The organism is Agarivorans sp. Toyoura001 (assembly GCF_005405585.1).
Taxonomy (GTDB): domain Bacteria; phylum Pseudomonadota; class Gammaproteobacteria; order Enterobacterales; family Celerinatantimonadaceae; genus Agarivorans.
In genome coordinates this window covers 53,351-77,384 of record NZ_BJEQ01000001.1, presented here as the reverse complement: position 1 = coordinate 77,384, position 24,034 = coordinate 53,351, and the positions used below count along the sequence as shown (strand labels likewise).

Annotated in this window: 25 protein-coding genes; all 25 read left to right on the top strand. The window is 43.7% G+C overall.

Annotated elements, in window-relative coordinates; genetic code table 11:
* Positions 1 to 6 precede the first annotated feature (6 nt).
* A complete protein-coding gene (locus FFR00_RS00390; protein WP_137671390.1) occupies positions 7 to 2,109 on the top strand; it encodes a chemotaxis protein CheA in 2,103 nt (700 codons plus the stop codon).
* A gap of 25 nt (positions 2,110 to 2,134) precedes the next feature.
* Positions 2,135 to 3,268: a chemotaxis response regulator protein-glutamate methylesterase gene (locus FFR00_RS00385; RefSeq protein ID WP_137671389.1), complete on the top strand. Its 1,134-nt coding sequence runs from the start codon at positions 2,135 to 2,137 to the stop codon at positions 3,266 to 3,268.
* Complete coding sequence (locus FFR00_RS00380) at positions 3,261 to 4,004, top strand: flagellar motor protein (RefSeq protein ID WP_137671388.1); 744 nt, start codon at positions 3,261 to 3,263, stop codon at positions 4,002 to 4,004. The genes FFR00_RS00385 and FFR00_RS00380 overlap by 8 nt, the downstream gene beginning before the upstream one ends.
* A gap of 1 nt (position 4,005) precedes the next feature.
* Positions 4,006 to 4,929, top strand: coding sequence for a flagellar motor protein MotB (locus tag FFR00_RS00375; RefSeq protein ID WP_137671387.1), 924 nt, complete (start codon positions 4,006 to 4,008; stop codon positions 4,927 to 4,929).
* Positions 4,930 to 5,715: a ParA family protein gene (locus FFR00_RS00370; RefSeq protein WP_137671386.1), complete on the top strand. Its 786-nt coding sequence runs from the start codon at positions 4,930 to 4,932 to the stop codon at positions 5,713 to 5,715. It abuts the gene before it with no gap.
* Positions 5,712 to 6,515 carry a chemotaxis protein CheW gene (locus tag FFR00_RS00365; RefSeq protein WP_137671385.1) on the top strand — a complete coding sequence of 268 codons (804 nt, stop codon included), beginning with the start codon at positions 5,712 to 5,714 and terminating at the stop codon, positions 6,513 to 6,515. Before FFR00_RS00370 ends, FFR00_RS00365 begins: the two co-directional genes overlap by 4 nt.
* Positions 6,516 to 6,652: 137 nt before the next feature.
* Positions 6,653 to 7,141 (top strand): chemotaxis protein CheW, encoded by a 489-nt coding sequence (locus tag FFR00_RS00360; protein WP_016401689.1) that lies wholly within the window; start codon positions 6,653 to 6,655, stop codon positions 7,139 to 7,141.
* Entirely contained in the window at positions 7,142 to 7,567 is a 426-nt protein-coding gene (locus FFR00_RS21850) for a DUF2802 domain-containing protein (RefSeq protein WP_137671384.1), read from the top strand.
* Positions 7,568 to 7,975: 408 nt separating this feature from the next.
* On the top strand, positions 7,976 to 8,611 hold the full coding sequence (gene ccmA, locus FFR00_RS00350) for a cytochrome c biogenesis heme-transporting ATPase CcmA (RefSeq protein WP_137671383.1): 636 nt from the start codon (positions 7,976 to 7,978) through the stop codon (positions 8,609 to 8,611).
* On the top strand, positions 8,611 to 9,276 hold the full coding sequence (gene ccmB / locus FFR00_RS00345; protein ID WP_137671382.1) for a heme exporter protein CcmB: 666 nt from the start codon (positions 8,611 to 8,613) through the stop codon (positions 9,274 to 9,276). Before ccmA ends, ccmB begins: the two co-directional genes overlap by 1 nt.
* Before the next feature lie 34 nt (positions 9,277 to 9,310).
* Positions 9,311 to 10,063, top strand: coding sequence for a heme ABC transporter permease (locus FFR00_RS00340; protein WP_137671381.1), 753 nt, complete (start codon positions 9,311 to 9,313; stop codon positions 10,061 to 10,063).
* A gap of 5 nt (positions 10,064 to 10,068) precedes the next feature.
* Entirely contained in the window at positions 10,069 to 10,275 is a 207-nt protein-coding gene (gene ccmD, locus FFR00_RS00335; RefSeq protein ID WP_137671380.1) for a heme exporter protein CcmD, read from the top strand.
* Positions 10,272 to 10,766, top strand: coding sequence for a cytochrome c maturation protein CcmE (ccmE, locus tag FFR00_RS00330; RefSeq protein ID WP_137671379.1), 495 nt, complete (start codon positions 10,272 to 10,274; stop codon positions 10,764 to 10,766). Before ccmD ends, ccmE begins: the two co-directional genes overlap by 4 nt.
* A 10-nt stretch (positions 10,767 to 10,776) precedes the next feature.
* On the top strand, positions 10,777 to 12,771 hold the full coding sequence (locus FFR00_RS00325) for a heme lyase CcmF/NrfE family subunit (RefSeq protein ID WP_137671378.1): 1,995 nt from the start codon (positions 10,777 to 10,779) through the stop codon (positions 12,769 to 12,771).
* Positions 12,772 to 13,302 (top strand): DsbE family thiol:disulfide interchange protein, encoded by a 531-nt coding sequence (locus FFR00_RS00320; RefSeq protein WP_137671377.1) that lies wholly within the window; start codon positions 12,772 to 12,774, stop codon positions 13,300 to 13,302.
* Between the two features lie 2 nt (positions 13,303 to 13,304).
* Positions 13,305 to 13,775: a cytochrome c-type biogenesis protein gene (locus FFR00_RS00315; protein WP_137671376.1), complete on the top strand. Its 471-nt coding sequence runs from the start codon at positions 13,305 to 13,307 to the stop codon at positions 13,773 to 13,775.
* Positions 13,775 to 15,031, top strand: coding sequence for a c-type cytochrome biogenesis protein CcmI (ccmI, locus tag FFR00_RS00310; protein ID WP_137671375.1), 1,257 nt, complete (start codon positions 13,775 to 13,777; stop codon positions 15,029 to 15,031). The genes FFR00_RS00315 and ccmI overlap by 1 nt, the downstream gene beginning before the upstream one ends.
* Positions 15,032 to 15,193: 162 nt before the next feature.
* Positions 15,194 to 15,967 (top strand): VacJ family lipoprotein, encoded by a 774-nt coding sequence (locus FFR00_RS00305; RefSeq protein WP_137671374.1) that lies wholly within the window; start codon positions 15,194 to 15,196, stop codon positions 15,965 to 15,967.
* Between the two features lie 216 nt (positions 15,968 to 16,183).
* Positions 16,184 to 17,185 (top strand): response regulator, encoded by a 1,002-nt coding sequence (locus FFR00_RS00300; protein WP_137671373.1) that lies wholly within the window; start codon positions 16,184 to 16,186, stop codon positions 17,183 to 17,185.
* Between the two features lie 236 nt (positions 17,186 to 17,421).
* On the top strand, positions 17,422 to 18,327 hold the full coding sequence (gene cysD, locus FFR00_RS00295; RefSeq protein WP_137671372.1) for a sulfate adenylyltransferase subunit CysD: 906 nt from the start codon (positions 17,422 to 17,424) through the stop codon (positions 18,325 to 18,327).
* Positions 18,328 to 18,436: 109 nt separating this feature from the next.
* Positions 18,437 to 19,858 carry a sulfate adenylyltransferase subunit CysN gene (gene cysN, locus FFR00_RS00290; RefSeq protein WP_137671371.1) on the top strand — a complete coding sequence of 474 codons (1,422 nt, stop codon included), beginning with the start codon at positions 18,437 to 18,439 and terminating at the stop codon, positions 19,856 to 19,858.
* Positions 19,858 to 21,585, top strand: a complete 1,728-nt coding sequence (locus FFR00_RS00285) for an SLC13 family permease (RefSeq protein ID WP_137671370.1) — start codon at positions 19,858 to 19,860, stop codon at positions 21,583 to 21,585. The genes cysN and FFR00_RS00285 overlap by 1 nt, the downstream gene beginning before the upstream one ends.
* A 33-nt stretch (positions 21,586 to 21,618) precedes the next feature.
* The gene (cysC, locus tag FFR00_RS00280) at positions 21,619 to 22,227 is read left to right on the top strand and encodes an adenylyl-sulfate kinase (RefSeq protein ID WP_137671369.1); all 609 of its coding nucleotides are present in this window, start codon (positions 21,619 to 21,621) and stop codon (positions 22,225 to 22,227) included.
* Positions 22,228 to 22,255: 28 nt separating this feature from the next.
* Positions 22,256 to 23,245 (top strand): DHH family phosphoesterase, encoded by a 990-nt coding sequence (locus FFR00_RS00275; protein ID WP_137671368.1) that lies wholly within the window; start codon positions 22,256 to 22,258, stop codon positions 23,243 to 23,245.
* Positions 23,246 to 23,473: 228 nt separating this feature from the next.
* The gene (locus tag FFR00_RS00270; protein WP_137671367.1) at positions 23,474 to 23,989 is read left to right on the top strand and encodes an outer membrane beta-barrel protein; all 516 of its coding nucleotides are present in this window, start codon (positions 23,474 to 23,476) and stop codon (positions 23,987 to 23,989) included.
* Positions 23,990 to 24,034: the final 45 nt, after the last annotated feature.

Below are 24,034 nucleotides of genomic sequence, written 5' to 3'. Positions count from 1 at the left end.
TAGCGCATGTCGTTTGATGTAGATGAAGACATCTTACAAGACTTTCTCGTAGAAGCGGCGGAGATCCTTGAGCAGCTGTCTGAACAGTTGGTTGATTTAGAGAAACGTCCAGATGATAGTGACTTATTAAATGCTATCTTTCGCGGCTTCCATACCGTAAAAGGTGGCGCAGGCTTTTTGTCTCTTACCGAGCTTGTTGATGTTTGTCATGGTGCAGAGAACGTTTTTGACACCTTGCGTAACGGTGGGCGGGGTGTCTCGCCAGAGCTAATGGATGTTATTCTTGAAGCTCTTGATGCTGTTAATGATATGTTTGCTCAAGTGCAGGCTCGCGAACCGTTAACACCAGCTTCTCCTGATATTATCGACCGCCTGCATCATCTTTCTCAACCTGAATCCGCAGATGAAGCTCCAATTGCCGCCGCTGAGCCCGAGCCAGTAGCTGTTCCTGAACCTGTCGCTCCAGCAGCTGATAGTGGGAACATTGATGAAATCAGTGATGATGAGTTTGAACGTTTACTTGACGAGCTTCATGGTAGCGATGCGCCTAAGCCTGCTGCTCCTGCGCCGAGCGCGGCCGCTCCGGCTAGTGACGGTGATATTTCCGATGACGAGTTTGAAAAACTTTTAGATGAGTTACACGGTTCTAAAGCACCTAGTGCAGCAGCGCCAGCTCCAAAAGCTGCCGACCCCGCGCCCGCAACTAGCGGGGAAGAGATTGGCGATGACGAATTTGAAAAGTTATTGGACCAGCTACATGGTGCTGGAAAAGCGCCTGACGTTAAGCCAGCCGCTCCAGCCGCTCCAGCCAAGCCTGCAGCACCTGCCGCGAAACCTGCTGCTGCGGTTAAGCCCGCTGCCCCTGCGAAGCCAGCTGCTAAAGCTGCGCCAGCCAAAGCAGAGCCCGCTAAAGCTCCTACTAAGCAAGCTGTGCCTCAAGGTGAAACGACTGTTCGTGTTGATACACGTACACTTGACGACATCATGAATATGGTCGGTGAATTGGTATTAGTTCGAAATCGCTTAGTAAGCCTTGGCCTAAATAGTAACGATGAAGACATGTCTAAAGCCACTGCCAATCTAGATGTAGTGACGGCTGACTTGCAAGGCGCGGTAATGAAAACCCGCATGCAACCTATTAAAAAGGTGTTCGGACGTTTTCCTCGAGTAGTACGAGATCTAGCTCGTAGCCTTAAAAAAGATATTAATCTTGAGTTGGTCGGCGAAGAAACCGATTTAGATAAGAACTTAGTTGAAGCTTTGGCCGATCCATTGGTCCACTTAGTCAGAAACTCAGTAGACCATGGTATAGAAATGCCAGATGAGCGAGTGGCTTCAGGCAAACCTCGTACTGGTGTTATTCGTTTATCAGCCTCGCAAGAAGGCGACCACATCCTATTGATGATTGAGGATGATGGCGCAGGCATGAATGCCGATAAGCTTAAATCAATTGCTGTTGAGCGCGGCGTATTAGATGCCGATGCAGCAGCCAGAATGCCAGACAAAGATGCTTATAGCCTGATTTTTGCGCCAGGTTTCTCAACCAAAACCGAAATTTCTGATATTTCTGGTCGTGGCGTAGGAATGGACGTGGTGAAAACCAGTATTACTCAGCTAAACGGCTCAGTAGATATTGACTCTCACCTTGGTCAGGGCACCACTTTACAAATTAAAGTGCCGTTAACTTTGGCTATTTTACCTACCTTGATGGTTGATGTAGGTAAACAAACCTTTGCATTGCCATTAACCAGTGTGAACGAAATATTCCACCTAGATTTGACCAAAACCAATGTGGTTGATGGTCAAGAAACGGTTATTGTTCGCGATAAAGCTATCCCGCTTTTCTATTTGCAAGATTGGCTGATTAGAAATGGCTTACCTGGTGAACGAAGCTCGCAAGGGCATGTAGTGATTGTTCAGATCGGCCCTCAGCAAGTTGGCTTTGTGGTTGATAACCTTATTGGCCAAGAAGAAGTGGTCATTAAGGCCTTAGATCAATTATTGCAGGGCACGCCTGGCATGGCTGGTGCAACAATCACCAGTGATGGCCGCATTGCATTGATACTTGATATTCCTAGCTTACTAAAACGCTACGCTCGTAAAATGTAAGCGTTGCCTCTAAGAAGAACCGAGAATGGCAATAAAAGTATTAGTAGTTGATGATTCAAGTTTTTTCAGACGTAGAGTTAGCGAAATAATCAACGCAGACTCTACGCTTGAAGTTATTGATACCGCTAAAAATGGCCGAGAAGCTATTGATATGGTTGCTCGGCTAAAGCCCGACGTGATTACCATGGACATAGAAATGCCGGTAATGGACGGCATTACCGCTGTTCGCGAAATCATGGCTAAAAACCCAACGCCCGTTTTAATGTTTTCATCTTTAACGCATGATGGCGCTAAAGCTACCTTAGATGCGCTTGAAGCTGGTGCGCTAGACTTTATCCCTAAAAAGTTTGAAGACATCGCGCGTGATAGAGAAGAAGCCGTTAGTTTATTGCAACAGCGAGTGAAAGCTATTGCACGGCGCCGAGTGGTCGCAAGAAGAACCGCTAGCCCGGCAGCGCCGGCAACAACTCGTCCTGCAGTGGCTCAGCGAAGAACTCCTGTTTCATCAGGAGCTAGCAATGCTAACCCTCCGCAGGCCACAGAACGTGCAAGCGTTAGCCCAAGGTTTAAACCTTCAGGTAAACGTTATAAGTTAGTTGCTATTGGCACCTCTACGGGGGGGCCAGTTGCACTGCAAACCATCTTAACCTCGATTCCTGCTGGTTTCTCAAAACCGATTTTGTTGGTGCAGCACATGCCTGCCACCTTTACCGCTGCTTTTGCTCAACGCTTAAATAGTTTGTCACGGATTAATGTAAAACAGGCTGAAGACGGCGATGAACTTAGACCTGGTTGGGCTTATTTAGCACCGGGTGGCAAACAAATGTTGGTAGAAGGGCGCGGTCAATATGGTCGCTTACGCATCATCGAAGGTAACGATAAGGTAAATTATAAACCTTGTGTGGATATTACTTTTGCCTCTTTAGCTAAAAGTCATCAAAGCAATGTATTGGCGATGATCCTTACTGGAATGGGGGCCGACGGCCGAGATGGTTGTCGTTTGTTAAAAGAAAACGGCTCAACTATTTGGGCGCAAGATGAAGCCAGTTGTGTGGTATACGGTATGCCTCAAGCGGTGGCTAGCGCTGGTCTTGCTTCTGAGCAAATGCCTCTAGAGCAATTTTCTGATGCGATCGTTGCGGAAATAGGGAATGGATAAACTTAGCATCTTAGGCGTATTTACTGCGTTCTCTGCTGTTGGGTTTGGTCATACTTTTGCGGGCGGAAACCTTTCAGATTTAGTTAACCTGCATGCATTTATTATTGTTATTGGCGGCACTGTTGGAGCCGTTATGCTACAAACCCCGGCATCTCAATTTACTCAAGCAATTAAGTCTATTCCTAAAGTCTGGCAATCAAGCGATTTGACATTGAATCACCAATTCAAGCAAATTTTAGATTGGTCTCATATTGTTAGGAAAGATGGTTATCTTGTTTTAGAAAAACACCAACAAGCTGATGCTTTTAGTTTATGTGGTTTAGAAATGTTGGTTGATGGTGCAGAGCCAAGGCAGCTAAAACAATCGTTAGAAGATATTATCGACTTAGAACAAAACCGTTTAGAAAAACAAGCCGGAGTATTTGAAGCCATGGGCGGATATTGCCCAACTGTTGGTATTTTAGGGGCGGTGTTAGGCTTAATTCAGGCCATGGACTTTTTAACCAGCCCTGAACAGCTAGGTCAAGGCATCGCAGTCGCCTTTGTGGCCACCATTTATGGCGTTGGTTTTGCTAACTTTGTTTTTTTACCTATCGCTAATAAATTGCGAGCAGTCGCAAGCGAGCGCGCTATTTATCAAGAAATGACCTTGGCCGGTTTAGTGTCGATAGCCGAAGGGGCAAGTAGTATTGAAATCCAGCGCCGCTTGAGCGCATTTTCTCAAGAGTTGACTTAAGATGCGACGCCGCTATGCGGTTCACGCTAAACCCAAGGCTAGTAGTGAGCGTTGGTTAGTATCTTACGCCGATTACATGACGTTGATGTTTGCATTGTTTGTAGTCTTGTATGCGATGGCTATTGCCAATGAAAACGAATATCCCGAATTGCAACAGCGCTTACAGCAAGCCATTGCCTTATTCGAGGAGTCAGATTCAGCGATTTTACCTATTGAATCAAACAGTGCTGCTAATAATGAAGAAGGTATATTGTTCTCTGGTCAATCCATACTGGATGGTATTTCTCCGGCTAAAAAAACGCCTGTTCATTTCAGTGAGAATGATCGTAATCCCGCATTAGACGAATTTTCAGAATTAGCCGAGCAATTAGTCTACGAATTTAAAGATTTTCTAAAAAGCGACGATATAGTAATAAGTTATGATGAACAGTGGCTGACTATCGAATTAGACAGTCGTTTGTTTTTTGCCAGCGGTAGTGCTTATTTATTAAAACCAGCAACGCAAGTTATCGATCAACTAGCTGATCGGCTAAAACATATCGATAATTTTATTCGAGTGCGTGGTTATACTGATGAGACGAGTATAGATAGTGAACTTTATCCAAGCAATTGGGAGCTTTCGGCAGCAAGGGCTACACGAGTATTACGTGAGTTACAAAGCCGCGGAGTTACTCCCGCTAGAATGGCGATAGAGGCATTTGCTGAGTACGCACCTGAAGGTTTGGCTCAAGGCAATCGACAAAACAGACGCGTTGTTATCGCGTTGTCGAGTAAGGTATGGGAACCGCCTGTGGTTGCTAAACAAATAGACGTTCCAGCGGGTGAAGAGCTAGAAAAGCCCTTAAGAAAACCCGATAGTGATACCATGTTAGCCGTGCCCATTGAGGGCGGTGGCGTTCGATTTACGACAAGGCAGGAAGAATAGGTGAAAGTTTGGACGGTTGCTAATCAAAAAGGCGGTGTAGGTAAAACTACCACGGTGATTTCGCTTGCCGGTTTATTAGCTCAGCAAGGTAAGCGGGTGTTATTGCTTGATACCGATCCCCACGCATCGTTAACTAGCTATTTGGGTTTTGATGTAGATAGCGTGCAAGGAACCCTATACGAGCTTTACCAAAATACCCAGCTTGACGATGCAATGGTAACCCACAGTATTCAGGCCACTTCTTTTGATAATCTTGATTTAATTCCCGCCAGTATGGCCTTAGCAACCTTGGATAAAGTGCTAGGGCAGCGAGAAGGTATGGGCCTAATTCTTAAGCGTATTTTGGCTAGAATTGAGCATCAATACGACTACGTTTTAATTGACTGTCCGCCAGTGTTAGGTGTAATGATGGTGAATGCGCTAGCCGCCAGTAGCCGAGTGTTAGTGCCAGTGCAAACAGAGTTTCTAGCCATTAAAGGTTTAGAACGTATGGTGAAAACCCTCGCCATTATGCAGCGTTCTTGCCCAGAGCCTTTGCGTTACACGGTAGTGCCTACCATGTACGATAAACGAACCCGCGCTTCGCTAAGTGCATTAAAAGAGCTACAAGAAACTTACCCTAAGAATATCTGGAACTCAGTGATTCCAATTGATACCAAGTTTAGAGATGCCAGCTTGCGTCACGCGCCGCCTTCATACCATATAAAAAACTGTCGTGGAGTATTTGCCTATCAAACCTTGCTGGCTCACTTGCAGCAAATGACCGATGAGCAGGGGCTGCTATGAATAGCGACAAAATGATGGAAGAAGCATTAGGCAGTTATTTCGACTCTTTGTTAACAGAGCCTAATCAAGCTCCTGAAAAAGCAGATGCTGAACCTATTGTTGAAGTAGCCAATCCACCAGAGCCGCAAATAAAACCTTTAGCTAAATTATTCGAAGAAGCTGAGCTGCGAGTTGCTGCTGTTGCCGAAGCCAAACCGGTTTTATTGCCGATTGCAGAGATTCCCGAACAAGCTCCAGAAGTTGAAGAACAACAAGAAGCTAAAGAGCAAATAGTTGTTGAAGAAGAACAGCATGTTGAAACTCTGGTAGATACTGAGTTTCAACCAGCGTCTGAGTCAGTTCCGCCTGAATGGCAAAATATAGAAACTGAAAATGATTTTCAGGTGCTATTCTTTGAAGTAGCTGGAGTGACTTTTGGTGTTCCGCTAACCGAGCTAGGTGGTATTCACCGTATATCCGAGGTGAGCCCCTTGTTTGGTAAGCCAAATTGGTTCTCGGGCATAATGATTGAGCGAGAACAAAAGTTATCGGTGGTTGATACCGCAAAATGGGTGATGCCAAATCAGCTTTTTGAACCCGATTACAAATATTTAGTGATGCTTGGGGAAACTGCTTGGGGCTTAAGTTGTGAAAAGCTGTTTGGTACCGAGCGCCTTACCAGAGACGATGTTAAGTGGCGTTCGGAACCCGGTTCCAGACGTTGGTTAGCGGGAATGGTTAAGCAAAAAATGTGTGCTTTGGTTCACGTAGAAGAGTTACAGAAAATGCTGAGCGAAGGCGTGAATATCGAAGGGCAATAAAATAGTGAGACACGGCTAGGTTTCTTAAGTGGAAAGAGTAGGAAAATCTGCCGTTTAGTTTTATAACATATGATATATACTGAATATATGAGTTGCGAGATCCGATTGGACTCACGAACAACAAAAAGGACACGCAGATGAGCGAGCAGCGTAATATCGCAGAAAATATTGCCGAAGATGAAGTACTACAATGGGTGACTTTTCAACTAGAAAGTGAGACCTATGGAATTAACGTAATGCAAGTGCAAGAAGTGCTGCGTTACACCGAGATTGCTCCTGTTCCTGGCGCACCAAACTACGTACTCGGTATTATCAATCTTCGTGGTAACGTGGTTACTGTTATTGATACTCGCTCGCGCTTTGGTTTGCCGTCATCAGACATTACTGAGAATTCCCGTATTGTTATTATTGAAGCTGAATCTCAAGTGATTGGTATTTTGGTGGATAGCGTAGCAGAAGTGGTTTATTTACGTTCTTCGGAAATTGATATTGCGCCAAATGTAGGCACTGAAGAAAGTGCTAAATTTATTCAAGGCGTAAGTAATCGTGATGGTCAATTGTTAATCCTAGTGGATTTAAACAAGTTGCTTTCAGATGAAGAGTGGGACGAAGTAAGCTCACTATAAATGGATTGGATTAATCTTATTGCCCTAGTGGTAACAGTGCTTTGCCTTAGTGGGGCCTTCTGGCTCCTTAGTAAGGCAAGGCAGCAAGCTGAAGCAAGTGAAAACAAAATGCTCAGCTTAGAAACGGTGACTAAAAACCTTCTTAAGACTCATCGAGTTATTGAAAAGCAATTGCAAGAGCTGCATGTTGCCAACGCTTCTTTAGTAAAAGAGCTTGAGCGCCAGAGTGATCAAGTCGAACAAGCATTTTTGCGAACATCTCAAATTCAATCGCAAGACCCAGACAGTAAGTTATATACACGCGCTGTTAAATTGGTGGAATTAGGGGCGGATCTAGAAGAAGTAATGCGCGAATGTGAGTTACCAAAAGCTGAGGCTGAATTATTGCTTAGCTTGCGTAACAAGATGAAAGGCCAAGTAAGCTAAGCTTTATTTTTAGTGGCTCAGGTCTGCTCTGATAATTGCGACTTTAGAGGCACTTGTCGGCTTAGATTCTAGCCAACTTTTTTAGCCTAAATCAATTTACCACCAACTAATATTTCAAACGGAGCTAATGTGTTTACTTCCGTTTGATTAGTCTTCAACACTCCACCTTGTGGCTATCTAATCAGCTCCTATTACTAATAGTGCTGTTTTAAACGAATTTATCCATAGCTGATTATTATATTTTCGGTGCGAGCTTTAACTTACTCGTTGGTCTTAAAATAAACTTTGAATATTTGTTACTTAGCTTGCAAAGCGCTGTAAGCATGAGGTTAATTTAGCTGGCTAAGTTAGATTTAATGGTTAGCTGTGGTAACATCCAAGGCAATTATTTTGTCAAAATGATGATCGATGCTTAAAGCTAGTGAACTGTGTTGTGTAAGGGAAGAACGGGTATTGTTTGACGGGCTGTCTTTTACCTTACTCCCAGGAGAAATACTGCAAATAGCTGGCCCAAATGGGGCAGGTAAAACTAGTTTACTGCGGCTTATCGCTGGGCTTTCTCGTCCTGAAGGAGGTGAAATTTTCTGGCAAGATCATTCTATTTCTCAAGATGCTGACAGCTATCATCGAGATTGCCTTTATTTAGGCCATCATGCAGGGGTGAAAGCAGAATTGAGCGCCCTAGAAAACCTCAGGTTTTATTTGGGCTTAGCCGGGCAAAGTTTGGCGCAAGAGCAACTCTATGCTTTGTTAACTCGAGTTGGGTTAGCGGGCTTAGAAGAAGAGCCAGTTGCCCACCTTTCTGCTGGTCAGCAAAGGCGCGTAGCGTTAGCACGTTTATGGTTGGTAAAACGTAAGCTGTGGATCTTAGATGAACCCTTTACTGCAATTGATAAACAGGGTGTAGCGTATCTTGAGCAAGTGATACTCGAACATGCTAAATCGGGTGGAATGGTGTTGCTTACCACGCACCAGGAACTAAATATTGCTGCTGAGCGTTATCGAGTTTTAGAGATAAAACCCGCCTTTGAAGAGGTGGTGTAATGCAGGTTTTCATCACCGTCATTAAGCGCGAACTGTTGGCCGCTTTTCGCCAAAAATCAGATGTGCTAAACCCATTGTGGTTTATTCTAATTGTTATTACTTTGTTTCCTATCGCTGTAGGCCCTGAGCCCTTGTTATTGGCAAGAATAGCGCCCGGAATTTTATGGGTTGCTGCGTTGTTATCTTCGCTATTATCCTTAGAACGCTTGTTTCGCGATGATTATGCCGATGGCTCTTTAGAGCAGATGATTATTGGTGGCTCGCCGTTGGCCTTGATTGCTTTAGCGAAAATTGTCGCGCATTGGTTGATTACTGGCTTACCTATTTTGCTGTTATCGCCTTTGTTAGCAATATTGCTGTCTCTAGAGTGGCAAAGTTTTCAAGCGACGTTCTATACCCTGGTGTTAGGTACGCCGGTCTTAAGTTTAATTGGTTCGGTTGGGGTGGCGTTAACGGTAGGTTTACGCAAAGGCGGAGTATTGCTCAGCTTACTTATCTTGCCGCTTTACATACCGGTGCTTATTTTTGCGACATCTGCGATTGAGGCTGCGTCTTTAAGCTTGCCCTATGCAGGGCATTTAGCGATTATGGGGGCAATTAGTTTACTGGCCTTAACACTGGCTCCTTTTGCTACCGCTGCCGCGCTAAAAGTTAGTATTAACTAAATATAATTAATTAAGTGAGAGAGTAAATACCATTATGTGGAAATGGTTACATCCTTACGCAAAACCTGAAGCCAGTTACCAATTAGCCGGTAAATTTGTGCCTTGGTTTAGTGTGTTTGCCGTTGTTTGTTTCGCTGTTGGATTGGTGTGGGGATTAGCCTTTGCTCCAGCAGATTATCAACAAGGCGATAGCTTTCGTATCATCTATATTCATGTACCTTCAGCCATTTTGTCGATGGGTGCATATTCCTCTATGGCCGTGGCTGCTTTTATTGGATTAGTCTGGCAGATTAAGCAAGCGGATATGTACGTAGCCGCTGTTGCGCCAGTAGGGGCGGTATTCACATTTATTGCTTTGTTCACCGGTGCCGCTTGGGGTAAGCCCATGTGGGGTGCTTGGTGGGTATGGGATGCGCGGTTAACCTCTGAATTAATTTTGCTGTTTTTGTATTTGGGTGTCATTGCCTTATATAACGCGTTCTCAGATAAAACCATGGCCGGCAGAGCGGCAGGCATTTTAAGCTTGGTGGGTGTTATTAACCTGCCGATTATTCACTACTCAGTAGAGTGGTGGAATACCCTGCATCAGGGAGCAACCATTACCAAATTTGATAAACCCTCAATAGATACGGACATGTTATGGCCTTTGTTGCTGAACATTGCTGCTTTTACGTTTTTTTTGGGCGCTGTGAGTTTAGTGAGGTTTAGAACAGAACTATTACGCCGTGAGCAACGTAGACCGTGGGTACAACAACTTATTAATCGCCACTCTCAGGCTAGAGGTTGAACGCCATGCAATTTGAATCAGTCAGTGATTTTTTAGCCATGGGCGGCTATGCATTTTATGTATGGCTAGCGTTTGGTGTTAGTGCTGCAGCCATGATCGCCATTGTGGTAGACAGCATAGTTAAACGTAATGCAATTTTTAAATCGGTGGCACGCCAATCGGCTCGCCAACAACGCGTAAAAGCAGCAAAAGAGGTAACTGAACGCTTATGAACCCAAGACGTAAAAAACGCTTAACCATTGTGTTGGCCATTGTACTTGGATTGGGGGCGTCAATCGGCTTACTGCTATTTGCTTTGCAGCAGAACATCGATTTGTTTTACACACCTACTGAGCTTGTGAAAGGCAAAGGCAAACAAGAAGTGAAACCTGAGGTCGGCCAACGGCTACGTATCGGTGGCTTGGTGCTACCAGGCACGGTGGAACGCTCACAAACTAGTTTACAAGTTAGCTTTAAGCTTAGTGACGCTGGCGGAGGGATTGTTACGGTACTTTATGAAGGCATACTTCCAGATTTATTTCGCGAAGGGCAAGGCATTGTGGCCCAAGGTGAGTTAGTAGACGCGAACACCGTGTCGGCATTTGAAGTACTAGCAAAACATGACGAAGAATATATGCCACAGGAAGTGGCAGAAGCGTTAGAAGGAATGGAACACTTTAAACCCGAATATACAGAGGCCCAACTTCAGGGCTCTGGACACTAGAGACGGAACTATGATCCCGGAACTTGGACATTACGCCTTAATTTTGGCGGTTACTCTGGCTATTTTACAAAGCGTTTATCCCTTATGGGGCGCCAGTAAAAATAGCGTGGCCTTAATGAAGTTGGCGCGACCACTGGCCTTGGGGCAATTCGCCTTTGTTGGCTTGTCATTTGTGGTATTAAGTTACTCATTTGCCATTAATGATTTCTCCGTCGCTTATGTGGCTAATAACTCAAACAGTCAACTGCCCGTGTATTACCGACTATCTGCAGTTTGGGGGGCACACGAAGGCTCACTATTGTTGTGGGCATTGATTTTAGCTGGTTGGGGCGCTGCTGTGGCTATGTTTAGCCGTGGTTTGCCTTTAGATGCAGTGGCGCGCGTTGTTGCAGTTATGGGCATGATTTGTGTTGGTTTCTATTTGTTTATTCTGCTTACTTCAAATCCATTTGATAGAACATTGCCGTTCTTTCCGGTTGATGGACAAGACTTAAACCCCTTATTGCAAGACGTTGGTTTAATATTCCATCCGCCGCTGCTGTACATGGGTTATGTAGGTTTCTCCGTAGCTTTTGCTTTTGCTATTGCGGCACTGCTCGCCGGGCGTTTAGATTCTACTTGGGCACGCTGGTCTCGCCCTTGGACAATGGCCGCATGGATATTCTTAACTGTAGGCATCGCGCTAGGTAGTTGGTGGGCGTACTACGAACTCGGTTGGGGTGGTTGGTGGTTCTGGGATCCAGTAGAGAATGCATCGTTTATGCCTTGGTTAGTGGGCACAGCTTTGTTGCATTCTTTAGCGGTAACCGAAAAGCGAGGGGTGTTTAAATCGTGGACGGTATTGCTGGCGATTTCAGCCTTCTCGCTCAGTTTATTAGGAACATTTTTGGTTCGCTCAGGAGTATTGGTATCGGTACATGCATTTGCTAGTGACCCAGCTCGTGGCTTGTTTATTCTAGGCTTTTTGTTGGTAGTAATTGGTGGCTCATTATTGCTGTTCGCTATTCGCGGCTCTCAAGTTAAAAGCCGTGGTAGTTATAGCTTGTTTTCTCGAGAAACCTTTTTGTTGATTAACAATATCCTGTTGATCGCGGCGTTAGTGGTGGTGTTGTTAGGCACCTTGTTGCCGCTAGTGCATAAAGAGATAGGCTTAGGCAGTATTTCTATTGGTGAAGCGTTCTTTAACAGAATGTTTAGCTGGATGATTGTGCCATTTGCTTTGGCTTTAGGCATTGGCCCGTTGCTGCGATGGAAACGTCAAGATATACGACCACTTAAAAAGTCTTTAAGCCTTATTGCTGTGTTTAGTTTAGCGGTTCCGGCACTGTTGCTGGTAATGCTTGCGCCAAAATTTTATGCCTTAGCCTATATGGCCTTAGTGTTATCTTTTTGGGTGATTGCTTGTACCGCCCTAGAAGTGTATTTACGGGCAACGCATCGCCACAGCTTTATGAAAGGCGTTAAGGTACTTAGTCGCTCTCATTGGGCAATGGTATTAGGCCATTTGGGTTTGGCTGTAACGGTCATTGGAGTTTCCATGACTAGCCATTACAGTATTGAACGCGATTTGCGCATGGAGGCGGGTGAATCAGTTACCTTCGCTGCCTATCGTTTCCACTTCAAAGAAGTTAACCCTTTAGTTGGCCCTAACTATGAAGGTCACGTTGGGGTGATTGACGTATACAAAGGCGAACAGCTTGCTACCACTTTGCGCGCAGAAAAACGATTCTACCGTGTGCAGCGTAATATGATGACAGAAGCAGCCATTGACGCCGGCTTGTGGCGAGACCTATATGCCGCAATGGGTGAGCAACTGCCCGGAGGTGCGTGGGCTGTACGCTTGTACTACAAGCCATTTATTCGTTGGATTTGGTTAGGCTCTATCATTATGGCTATTGGCGGCATTTTTGCTATGGCGGATAAACGTTACCGCTTTAAAGTGAAACAAGAGCAGTTGAGTGACAAAACTCCTGCTCAAGCTAAAGCATTAGCGGAGGAGTCGTAGGTGAACAAACGCGCGATGTATTTTCTTTTGCCGCTGATCGCATTTTTGTTTATGGCGGTGTTTTTATATCGCGGTTTATATAGCGATGCCACAGAGCTTGAGTCGGTACTTATTGGTAAGCCAGTGCCTCAATTCACTTTGCAGGATATTTATCAACAAGACAAACAACATGACGCTGCTATTTTTAAAGGGCAGCCTCTGTTGTTGAATGTGTGGGCAACGTGGTGCCCAACCTGTCGAGCTGAGCATACCTTCTTGAATTCGTTAGCGGCACAAGGCGTAAAAATTGTCGGCCTTAATTACAAAGACGACCGAAGCAAAGCAATTAAGTGGTTAGAGCAATTAGGCAATCCTTATCAAGTGAACTTGTACGATGGTAAGGGCTTACTCGCTCTCGACTTAGGGGTATACGGTGCACCTGAGACTTACTTTATTGATAGCCAAGGTGTTATTCGTTATCGCCATGTGGGCGACGTAAACGCTCGTAATTGGCAAGAAACCCTCGGTCCTATTTTTAGTGGCTTGGAGTAACGATGAATAAACATCTACGAAGTATTCTGGTCGCCTTATGTTTTTGTGTGCCACTAGTGGCCAATGCTGCGATTGAAGCACATGAGTTTGATTCTCCAGAGCAAGAAGAGCTTTTTAGGGAATTAACCCGTGAGCTACGTTGTCCTAAGTGCCAGAACAATAATATCTCTGATTCAAATGCTGGTTTAGCCCAAGACTTAAGAGAAAAGACCTATCAAATGGTGAAGTCGGGTAGTGATAAACAGCAAGTATTAGATTATATGGTGGCGCGTTATGGCAATTTTGTTCGTTACGACCCACCACTAACACCTGCAGTACTAACGCTTTGGTTAGCTCCTATTGGCATTATTTTTATTGGTGGCTTTACGGTTTGGCGCTTAGCCAGGCGTAAAAAAAGCGCTCAGCCAGAGTTAGATTCACAAGAACAACAACGCCTAGCAGAGTTGCTTAAACAAACGGAGCAAAAGAAATAATGACAGTATTCTGGTTAGCTGCCACCGTTCTTACTATTGTAGCCTTAGCAATAATAGTGTTGCCGCTTTGGAAGCAAAGACAATCGAAGTCGGTCACCCAAACTGAGTTAAATAAAACTCTCTATAAAGACCGCTTAGTTGAAATTGAGCAAGAAAACCAACAAGGTTTAGCCGAAGACAGTGACGTGCTAGTGAGTGAACTACAGCACAATTTGTTAGACGATATTCCTGAGGAAACAGCCAAAGAGCAATCTCATGTATCAGCTTGGGTAGCAATTCCTGGTGTGGTGTTTATTATCGCTTTATCTATTGGCATGTATGCAAGCCTGGGCGGTTCAAAACAAGTTCAAGATTGGCAAGACATTGTTCAACAAATGCCCGAACTAAGTAATAAAGTGTTACTTGGTGAGGGAGGGGAAGTAACCGAGCAAGACTTGTCGAATTTCGCACTGGGCTTGCGAACTAAATTGCATAACGATCCTTCAGATACTCGTGGTTGGTTTTTGTTAGCAAAAGTTGGCCAAGCACTTAATCGTTTAGATATTATGATGGACGCTGCAGAACAAGCTTATATGCGTGACTCTAACAGCGCCAATATCGTAGCGGTGTATGTTCAGTCTTTGTTCTACAGCGGCGAGCCAAATCAAGCGGCAAGAGCAGAGCGAATTTTGGTGCTAGCCTTACAAAAAGACTCGAGCCAGTTAGAGTTATGGTCGTTATATGCATTTATGGCTTTAGAGCAGCAACAGTTTCAGTTAGCGATAGATCGCTGGCAAACAATGCAAGGTTTGGTTGATGTAGACTCTGAACGCTACCAAATGCTTGCACAAAGCATCGAGTTTGCTAAGGGACAAATTGCCGCCCAGCAGCAAGCTGAGCCAGCTGAAGTTGTAAGTGTTGACCCAGTAGTTCCAAATGGACCTAGTTACAGTATAACCGTTGATGTTAAAGATGGTTTAGCAGTTCCAGACTCTAGCTTTTTGTTTGTGTTTGCTAAATCGGTAAATGGCCCGCCGATGCCTTTAGCGGCTAAGAAGGTTGCTCACCCTCGCTTCCCTGTTACGGTGAACTTATCCGACAGTGATAGCATGATGGAAGGGTTGAAGTTGTCGCAGCAAGGGGACTTCTACATTACCGCGCGTTTGTCGTATGACAATAATGTACAAACTACAGATGGTGATTGGGAAGGAAAATCTTCTGCTATATCTCAAGGTGGTGATAGCCCAATACAGTTAGTCATTGATACCCAGCTATAACTTTGTATTAATACTGTAAGCAATAATAGTTTTTACTATTCACATTAGACTATCAGTGCCATAATAAACTTAGGTTGCTTAGCAACCTTTTTTTATTTGTGTCGCGACTAGCTATCACTGTTTAGTTTTGCGAGTAGTACAAGACCAAGGAAGGGGCACTGGGTGCGTAGTGTTGTTATAGCTTTTGCGATGTTTAGCGCTATTTTTTCAACTGCATTCTCAACATCAGCAAATGAAGTTGAAGAGCTTCCGGAACCTTATCAAGATTTTTCCGACCCCTTTGAAAGCTTCAATCGAAGCATGTGGAACTTCAATTATAACTATTTAGACAAACCGCTTTACCGACCCGTAACTCACGTTTACGCAGAGTATATTCCTTTTGGGTTACGCGAAGCGATGAATAACGTTATTCGAAACCTGGAAGAACCCGCTAGTTTTGCCAACCATTTATTGCAAGGCAAAGTTGAACGCGCCTCTAATAATCTAGTTCGCTTTTTGTTTAATTCTAGCTTTGGTATTTTTGGTGTTTTTGACTTGATGGGCCGCTCAGGAGTAAAGCGTGACATCGAAGAATTTGGCGATGTGATGGGCTTTTATGGAGTGCCTGAAGGCCCCTACGTGATGTTGCCAGTGCTCGGGCCTACCACTGTGCGGAAAGAAGTGGGTGATTGGGTTGATGCATTTGCGTCGCCGCTGACTAACCTAACTTTTGCAGAACAAGTGATTAAATGGGGCTTAGATGGTCTCTATAAACGTGCATCGGTCATTGAACAAGAACCTTTGCTAGACAACTCCCTCGACAGCTATACTTTCGTAAAAGATGCCTACCTGCAATATCGTTTATATCGTTTTTATAACGGTAAACCGCCTACCAGTTCTAAAGAAGACATAGATTCAGCTTTAGAAGATTATTTGGATGAGATCGAAGAATATTAACTAAGCTATGGTATCAACCAGTTGCTTAGTTACAGAGAAAGCGATCTATGCTGGGTGTTAGTGTTTACCTTTATTTGATGGCTCATGGTTTCTCTCGATAAGTTATAAATTTTGAACTCGCTAACTAGCGTTATTTACAATTTACTTATATAGTCAACTGATTAGACCATTGGTCTCTTACTAACTTATTAATTAATAAAGGGAAGTTTACGGGGAATGCAACAGCGGGACGATAATCCACTGTATGGGATTTCTATTTTGGTTGTTGAGGATGAAGTTGTTTTTCGTCAGCAGCTGCTTGCCTTTTTAACCCAGCAGGGTGCAATGGTTGGGGTTGTTGAAGATGGTCTACAAGCTTTAGACGCAATTGCTCAGCAGCACTACGATATTATCTTGATGGATCTCATGATGCCCCGTATGAATGGGGTTGAGCTACTGCAGCGCTTAGATAATTACAACGGTAGCGTTGTGGTTATTTCTGGAAAAAGCTCCATGGCCGATTTGCGAAAGGTACTGCAATTGGGAGCCTGTGATTTTCTAGTTAAACCCTTAACTGACTTTAACGAACTTACTCATACCATTCTCTCTAATCTCTCAATGGCTGATGACCATAGTTTGCAAATGGAGTTTGCTGAGTTCGATGAACATAAAGTTCATTTCAAAACCAATGATGCTCAAGCGAGTTTAGTGTTACGAGAGATTTTGCCAGAAGCGACTCAGGAAGTGATTGGTTTTTTCTGCCATTACCGCTTAAAAGGCCAAACCTTATTCCCGATTATTAAGCAAATTGATGAAAACCACGTAGGCTTTTTGGTGGTAGATATTTGTTTATTGGGCGATGAAGGCGTAGTCGCTGCCGTGATCATTAATGGCTTTTTCCAAGACATGTGGAATCGCTTTTTAGTCAACGACCCCACAGCGTTACAACCCAGTGAAGCCTTAAGTAACTTAAATCGAATCATTAAAGCGGCAGATTTACGCGCTCCTGTCGCCTGTTTGTACGGCATTATTGGACATGACCAAGTATTGTTTGCCAATGCTGGTTTGTTAGACGCACCAGCGCCGTTTAATACCGCCCACCCCGGTTTAGCTTTAGGCTTGAATGCCGAGGCTCACTATCTGGAGTCGATTAGTAAACTTTCTGATATCGGCTTTAGCTTACGTTTCAAAAACCTCGCTGATGATCGAATAAACCTAAAATTGTTTCCGGTAAGCTAGAGTCAACAAGTTCTAGATTTATCGGTTTCCTACACGGCCAAGTTACTCATCAATTCTACCTCATTTGCATATTTCCTAAGCGTGATTAGCCAGTTTAAGGAGTTCGCTTAGAATACAAGGTTATTAAAAGTAGCATAATGTTATAGAGCGGTTACTAGTAGTGGCTAGCTTTATCAGTTAGTCTGAGCTTGTTTTATATTCGATTACGATATAACGAACTAAGAGCTGAAGACTAAATGGAAAATTATAATTTAACTCATCTAAAAGCATTAGAAGCCGAGAGTATCCATATCATTCGCGAAGTAGCGGCTGAATTTGACAACCCGGTAATGCTCTATTCTGTGGGTAAAGACTCCGCGGTAATGCTTCATTTAGCGCGCAAGGCTTTTTACCCAGGAAAAATACCTTTCCCATTGCTGCACGTGGATACCGACTGGAAATTTAAAGAAATGATCCAGTTTCGCGACCACATGGCAAAAAAATACGATTTTGAATTGTTAGTGCATAAAAACCCTGAGGGTATGGAAATGGGCATTGGTCCATTTACGCATGGTAGTGCTGTGCATACCGATGTGATGAAAACTCAAGGCTTGAAGCAAGCCCTCAATAAATACCAGTTTGATGCAGCCTTTGGTGGCGCACGCCGCGATGAAGAGAAATCTCGCGCTAAAGAACGTGTTTATTCATTCCGCGATAAAAACCATCGCTGGGATCCAAAGTCACAACGACCAGAGCTATGGAACACCTATAACTCAAAAGTGAATAAGGGCGAGAGTATTCGTGTATTCCCACTATCTAACTGGACTGAGCTGGATATTTGGCAATATATTTTCTTAGAAAATATCGACATTGTGCCTCTTTACCTTTCTCAAAAGCGTCCCGTTGTAGAGCGTGATGGCACCTTGATTATGGTTGATGATGACCGTATGCCAGTAGAAGAGGGTGAAATACAGCACAAAATGGTGCGTTTCCGTACTTTAGGCTGTTACCCATTAACCGGCGCGGTTGAGTCTGAAGCCACCACTTTGCAAGAAGTTATTCAAGAAATGCTGCTGACCAAAACCTCTGAGCGACAAGGCCGTGTGATTGATCACGATAGTGCTGGCTCAATGGAGAAGAAAAAGATGGAAGGTTACTTTTAACGTAATTGTCTAGTTAATCGTACCAAGCAGCATTTTTGCCAAGCAAACGTTTGGCGTGTTTAGAACAGAATTTATGAGCCTAGTAAATAACTAGGAAAGTGAGGGAAACATGTCTCATCAATCAGCACTGATTGCTTCAGATATTGAAGAGTATTTACAACAGCACGAACAAAAGCAACTACTGCGTTTATTAACTTGCGGTAGCGTAGACGACGGTAAAAGCACCTTAATTGGTCGCTTGTTGCATGATTCAAAGATGATCTTTGAAGACCAACTAGCCACCATTAAAAATGACTCTAAGCGGTTTAATACCACTGATGGTGAGTTTGATTTAGCGCTATTGGTTGATGGCTTGCAGTCTGAGCGAGAGCAGGGCATTACTATCGACGTTGCTTATCGCTATTTTTCTACTGATAAACGCAAGTTTATTATTGCCGACACTCCAGGGCACGAGCAATACACGCGCAACATGGCTACGGGTGCGTCTAACTGTGATTTAGCTATTGTGATGATTGACGCTCGCTACGGTGTGCAGGTTCAAACTCGTCGTCATAGCTTTATTGTTTCAACTCTTGGCATTAAGCAAGTCATTGTAGCTATTAACAAAATGGACTTGGTTGAGTTTTCAGAAGCGCGTTTTGAAGAAATTAAAGCCGAATATCAAAAGTTTGCAGAAAACCTAAACATAGAGCACATTAAGTTCGTGCCTATTTCGGCGCTTAATGGCGATAACGTAGTTGAGCGTAGTGAGCAAAGTGCTTGGTATCATGGCGAAACCTTGATGGGCATGTTGGAGTCGGCACCTATTAGCGCGGGCCAAAACTTCGATGATTTCCGTTTCCCTGTGCAATATGTCAATCGCCCTAATTTAGATTTCCGTGGTTTTTGCGGAACAATCAGTTCGGGTGTTGTTCGCAAAGGTGACGAAGTAACATCGCTGCCATCGGGTAAGACCTCAAAAGTTAAAAGCATTGTTACTTTTGACGGCGAGTTAGAAGAAGCATATGCGCCAATGGCGGTAACGCTTACCCTAGAAGATGAAATTGATGCTAGCCGCGGTAACATGCTGGTGCATAGCAATAATAAACCTTGGGTAGCGAGCAGTGCAGAAGCTACCATAGTGTGGATGGCTGAAGAGCCGCTTATCGCTAACAAACAGTATGATTTTAAACTAGCATCTAAAACAACGTCTGGCTCTGTGGCTAAAATTGAACACCAAATTGACGTAAATACCTTAGATGAACAGGAAGCTGTGCGTTTAGGTTTGAATGAGATTGGTGTATGTCAAATCCAATTCAGCCAACAGGTCGCTTTTGACGCTTACAATGTGGCTAAAGGGACGGGTTCCTTCATTATTATCGACCGTATTTCTAATGTAACTGTGGGTGCTGGTGTAATAAAAGCCAAAGGTAACTTAGAAGAAGCAAGCCAACAGCATGAGTTCTCTGCTTTTGAACTAGAGCTTAACGCCTTGGTTCGCAAACACTTCCCACATTGGGATGCTAAAGACTTAAGCGATTTACTTAAGTAATGAGCATTCAGGCAATAATGGTGGCGGTGATTTTCGTTGGCACCATTGCGTCTTTAATACGCTATCAGCAGTACCCCGCTAAAATATTTGGTGGGGTAATGCTGTTGCTGTTTGTACTGGACTTAGTCAGTACCGAGCAACTTCTTGATAGCGTATCTAATCAAGGCTTAATGACCTTGGTACTATTGATGCTGTGTTCTATTGCCTTGGAAAAAACCCGTTTACTGAGGGTGTTGGCCGCATCCATTATTAAACCTTCACTACGTGTTACTTGGATAAGGCTGTTCTCAACCACGGTGTTGTCATCAGCCGCGCTTAATAATACTGCCGTTGTAGCAACGCTATTAGCCCCTATTCGTAACAACCCTTATCACAGCGCCAGTCGCTTATTGTTACCTTTGTCTTACGCAGCTATCCTGGGTGGCACACTAACTCTGATTGGTACTTCGACGAATCTCATCGTAAATAGTCTGTTAATTGAGAGCACTGGCGAAAGCTTGGGTTTTTTTGATTTTACCTTAATTGGCTTAGTGGCAGTGGTTTTCTGCGGCATCACCTTAGCCTTTTTCTCGCGTTATTTGCCTGACCATAAACGAGAAGAAAATCATTACCATCGTTATTTTATTGACGCAAAAATTCAAGCAGATTCAACACTCATTGGTAAAAGTGTTGAAGAGAACGGCCTACGCCACTTAGAGTCATTATTCTTAGTCGAAATCGTTCGAGATGGAAAATTAATTAGCCCAGTAGCTCCTAGCGAAGTGATGCAACAAAGCGATCGTTTAATCTTTAGTGGCGACGTGACTAAAGTGATGCAACTTAACCAATTCTCGGGGCTTCAAACTTTTGCTGATTCAAACGGCTTATTAGGGTCGAATCTAACTGAAGTGGTTATTCGACCGGAAAGTATGTTGGTAGGTAAAAGTTTAAAAGGTGCGGGTTTTCGAGCGCGGTTCGATGCTGCTGTAGTGGCTATCAAGCGTGATGGAGAGCGAGTATCCGGTAAGCTTGGTGAAGCTACGCTTCAAGCGGGTGATTTTTTAGTATTGGCGGTGGGTGGCGATTTTAAATCGAGAACCAATTTAGCGAAGAACTTTATTGTAGTGAGTGGCGTTGAGCCTGATACTCGCTTAAATGGGCTCTCTGAAATTATAGCCATTGGTGGCTTTATACTTGCTGTTGGCAGTGCTGCTCTAGGTTTAATTAGTTTGTTTAAAGCTATGGTGCTGTTGCTCGGTGGTTTGATTTTTTTTAGGTGTTTAACGCCTAGCGAATTAGTGAGGCGTTTCCCTAAAGAAATTTGGTTGATAGTCGCCTCAGCCTTGGCGTTATCGCAAGCGATGCATAACGCAGGTTTGGTAGAGCTTTTAGAAAGCGCTTTTAATGGTGGTATAGACGGCCAGTGGATCTTTATTAGCTTGTTTATGTTGTATCTGCTTACGTGGATATTCACCGAACTGGTGACTAACAACGCAGCGGCTGCTTTGATGTTTCCTGTGGCTTATGGCTTAGCTAATGCCTTAGGCGCTAACCCCATGACCTTTGTAATGACAGTAGCGTTTGCGGCTAGTGCCAGCTTCGTGAGTCCTTACGGCTATCAAACAAATTTGATGGTATACAACGCAGGGCGCTATAGCCTGCGAGACTTTGTAAAATTAGGTTTTCCTGTGGCTGTTGTATATGGCGCAGTAGTATTAACATTGGTTCCAATGGTCTTTCCATTATAGGCCGTTAGTTATATAGAATTGAGTAGGGTGAACATGGACATCAAAAGTGAAAATGTAGTTTGGCATAACCATAGCGTTAATCGTGAGCTGCGTGTAATGAAAAAAGGCCACAAACCTTGCGTGCTTTGGTTTACTGGCTTAAGTGGCTCTGGCAAATCAACCATTGCTAATGCCGTAGATTATTTGTTGTATCAACGTGGTGTTCATACCTACGTGCTTGATGGTGATAACGTTCGACATGGTTTAAATGGAGACTTAGGTTTCTCTGATACTGACAGAGTTGAAAATATTCGCCGAATTGGTGAAGTGGCTAAGCTCTTTGTTGATGCGGGTTTAGTGGTTTCTACTGCTTTTATTTCCCCTTTTAAGGCTGATCGTAGCTTAGTTCGAAACCAGCTCGATGCTGGTGAGTTCTTCGAAGTATTTATTGATACACCTTTAGAAGTGTGCGAGCAAAGAGACCCAAAAGGTCTGTACAAAAAAGCGCGCAGTGGTGAGATCAAAAACTTCACCGGTATAAGTTCCACCTACGAAGCGCCAGAGCTGGCGGATGTGCATGTAAACACAGATGGCAAGTCTATAGAACAGTGCGCCGAGTATGTTGTTGCCGCATTAGTAAGCGCTGGCATTATTAAAGCCTAAGCTACAGGCTGATTGTAAGGAGCTTCTGTTGAGACATATAGATATATTTAATGGTGATGCGGACGGGATTATCTCTCTGATTCAACTGCGCTTGAATGAGCCTAAAGACAGTATTTTGGTCACTGGAGTTAAACGAGATAATCAGTTGATGAATGACTTCGAGTTTAAAACAGCTGATCAAGTGACCGTATTAGATATATCCATGGAGAAAAACCAAGCTGGCCTAAAGAAAGCTTTAGACCTTGGCGCGAAGGTTGAGTATTTCGATCATCACCGTGCTGGTGATATTCCTCAGCACGATAATCTTTCTGCTCAAATAGATACCAGCGCTGACATGTGTACTGCATTGCTGGTGGATGCAAAGCTAAAAGGTAAGTATCGCCATTGGGCCATTGCGGCAGCTTACGGCGACAATTTGATTGCTAAAGCTAATGAGCTTGCCGAGGCAGAGGGCTTAAATAAAGAGCAGCGAAATCAACTAAAAGAACTTGGTGTATTGGTTAACTATAATGGCTATGGTTCAAGTATTGAAGACCTTCACTTTGCGCCGGCGGAGCTGTTTAGTCTGTTAAGCTCATATTGCTCTCCATTTGACGTAATAACTGATCCAAACTCGCCTTTTCGTGAGCTTAAAAAAGCCTATGAACAAGACATGTCTTTAGCTAAGAGTGTCTCTCCTCATTATCAGTCTTCTAGTTTAAAAGTAGTTATTTTACCCAATTCAAGCTGGGCTAGAAGGGTAAGTGGTGTTTTGGGCAATGAACTAGCAAATTCTGACTCATCTAGAGCACATTTAATATTAACAAAACGCAATAGTGATACTTCAGTGGTTAGCCTGCGGTCTCCAATTAGTAAAAAGTATGGCGCTGGTGACATTTGTGCAAAGTACGATACGGGTGGGGGACGCGAATCGTCGGCGGGTATAAATAGCTTCCCATTAGCGTCACTCAATTCACTTGTGTCTGATATAGAAAGTTTCTACTGCGTTAAATCGTTGGATAAAAAGACTAATATTTAACCTATCGATACTCTTTATACTTGCTTTGTATCAAATTTAAATCAATTAAACCTACCGCCTCGTAAAGCTGTACCGTTATGTAATTTATTGTTTTAACAATGAATAATAGTTGAATTATTAGGCTTGATTGAGATTCCATCTAAAGTAACAGCTGCCTTCTTCGGTTTAACGTAAATTTTGCTGTGTTATACTCTCGCCCGGTTATTAGCTGAGTGTAGGGATAAGCTCGTGTTTACGTCGAAATGTATAAAAATTCTATTTTCAATCTTCGCTTTTCTATCTATCAGCACTAGCGCTCAAGCTAATACATATGCTGGAGCCATTTTCTCGTATACCTCCGCAGAATACACCGCTGAAGGTGCTTCTAGTCAAGAAGGCAAGCCGTGGGTATTACAAGCTCAAGTCGGCCATTACTTCAACGATTACTTAGCTGTAGAAGGTCGTTATGGTGTATCTACTGGTCGTTCCGGCGGTATATCAATAGACGGGCTGGCCTCATTATTGGTTAAGGGGAATATTCCGCTAACAGAGCAAATAGCTATGTACGGCTTACTGGGCGGCTCAAGCGCTAAACTCGATCAACAGAATGTCGGTTCTAGTACAGAATCTGGGATGAGTTTTGGTTTAGGTGGTCATTATGCCTTGAGTAAAAGTAGCGCCATCACTTTAGAGTATCTAAGTAGTTTGAACAGTGACAATGCAAAAATTGGTGGAGTGAATATGGCCTTTCAATATCGCTTTTAGTTTCTAACGAGTGCATGTGTTTAGCATAAGTGAACAGATAACATA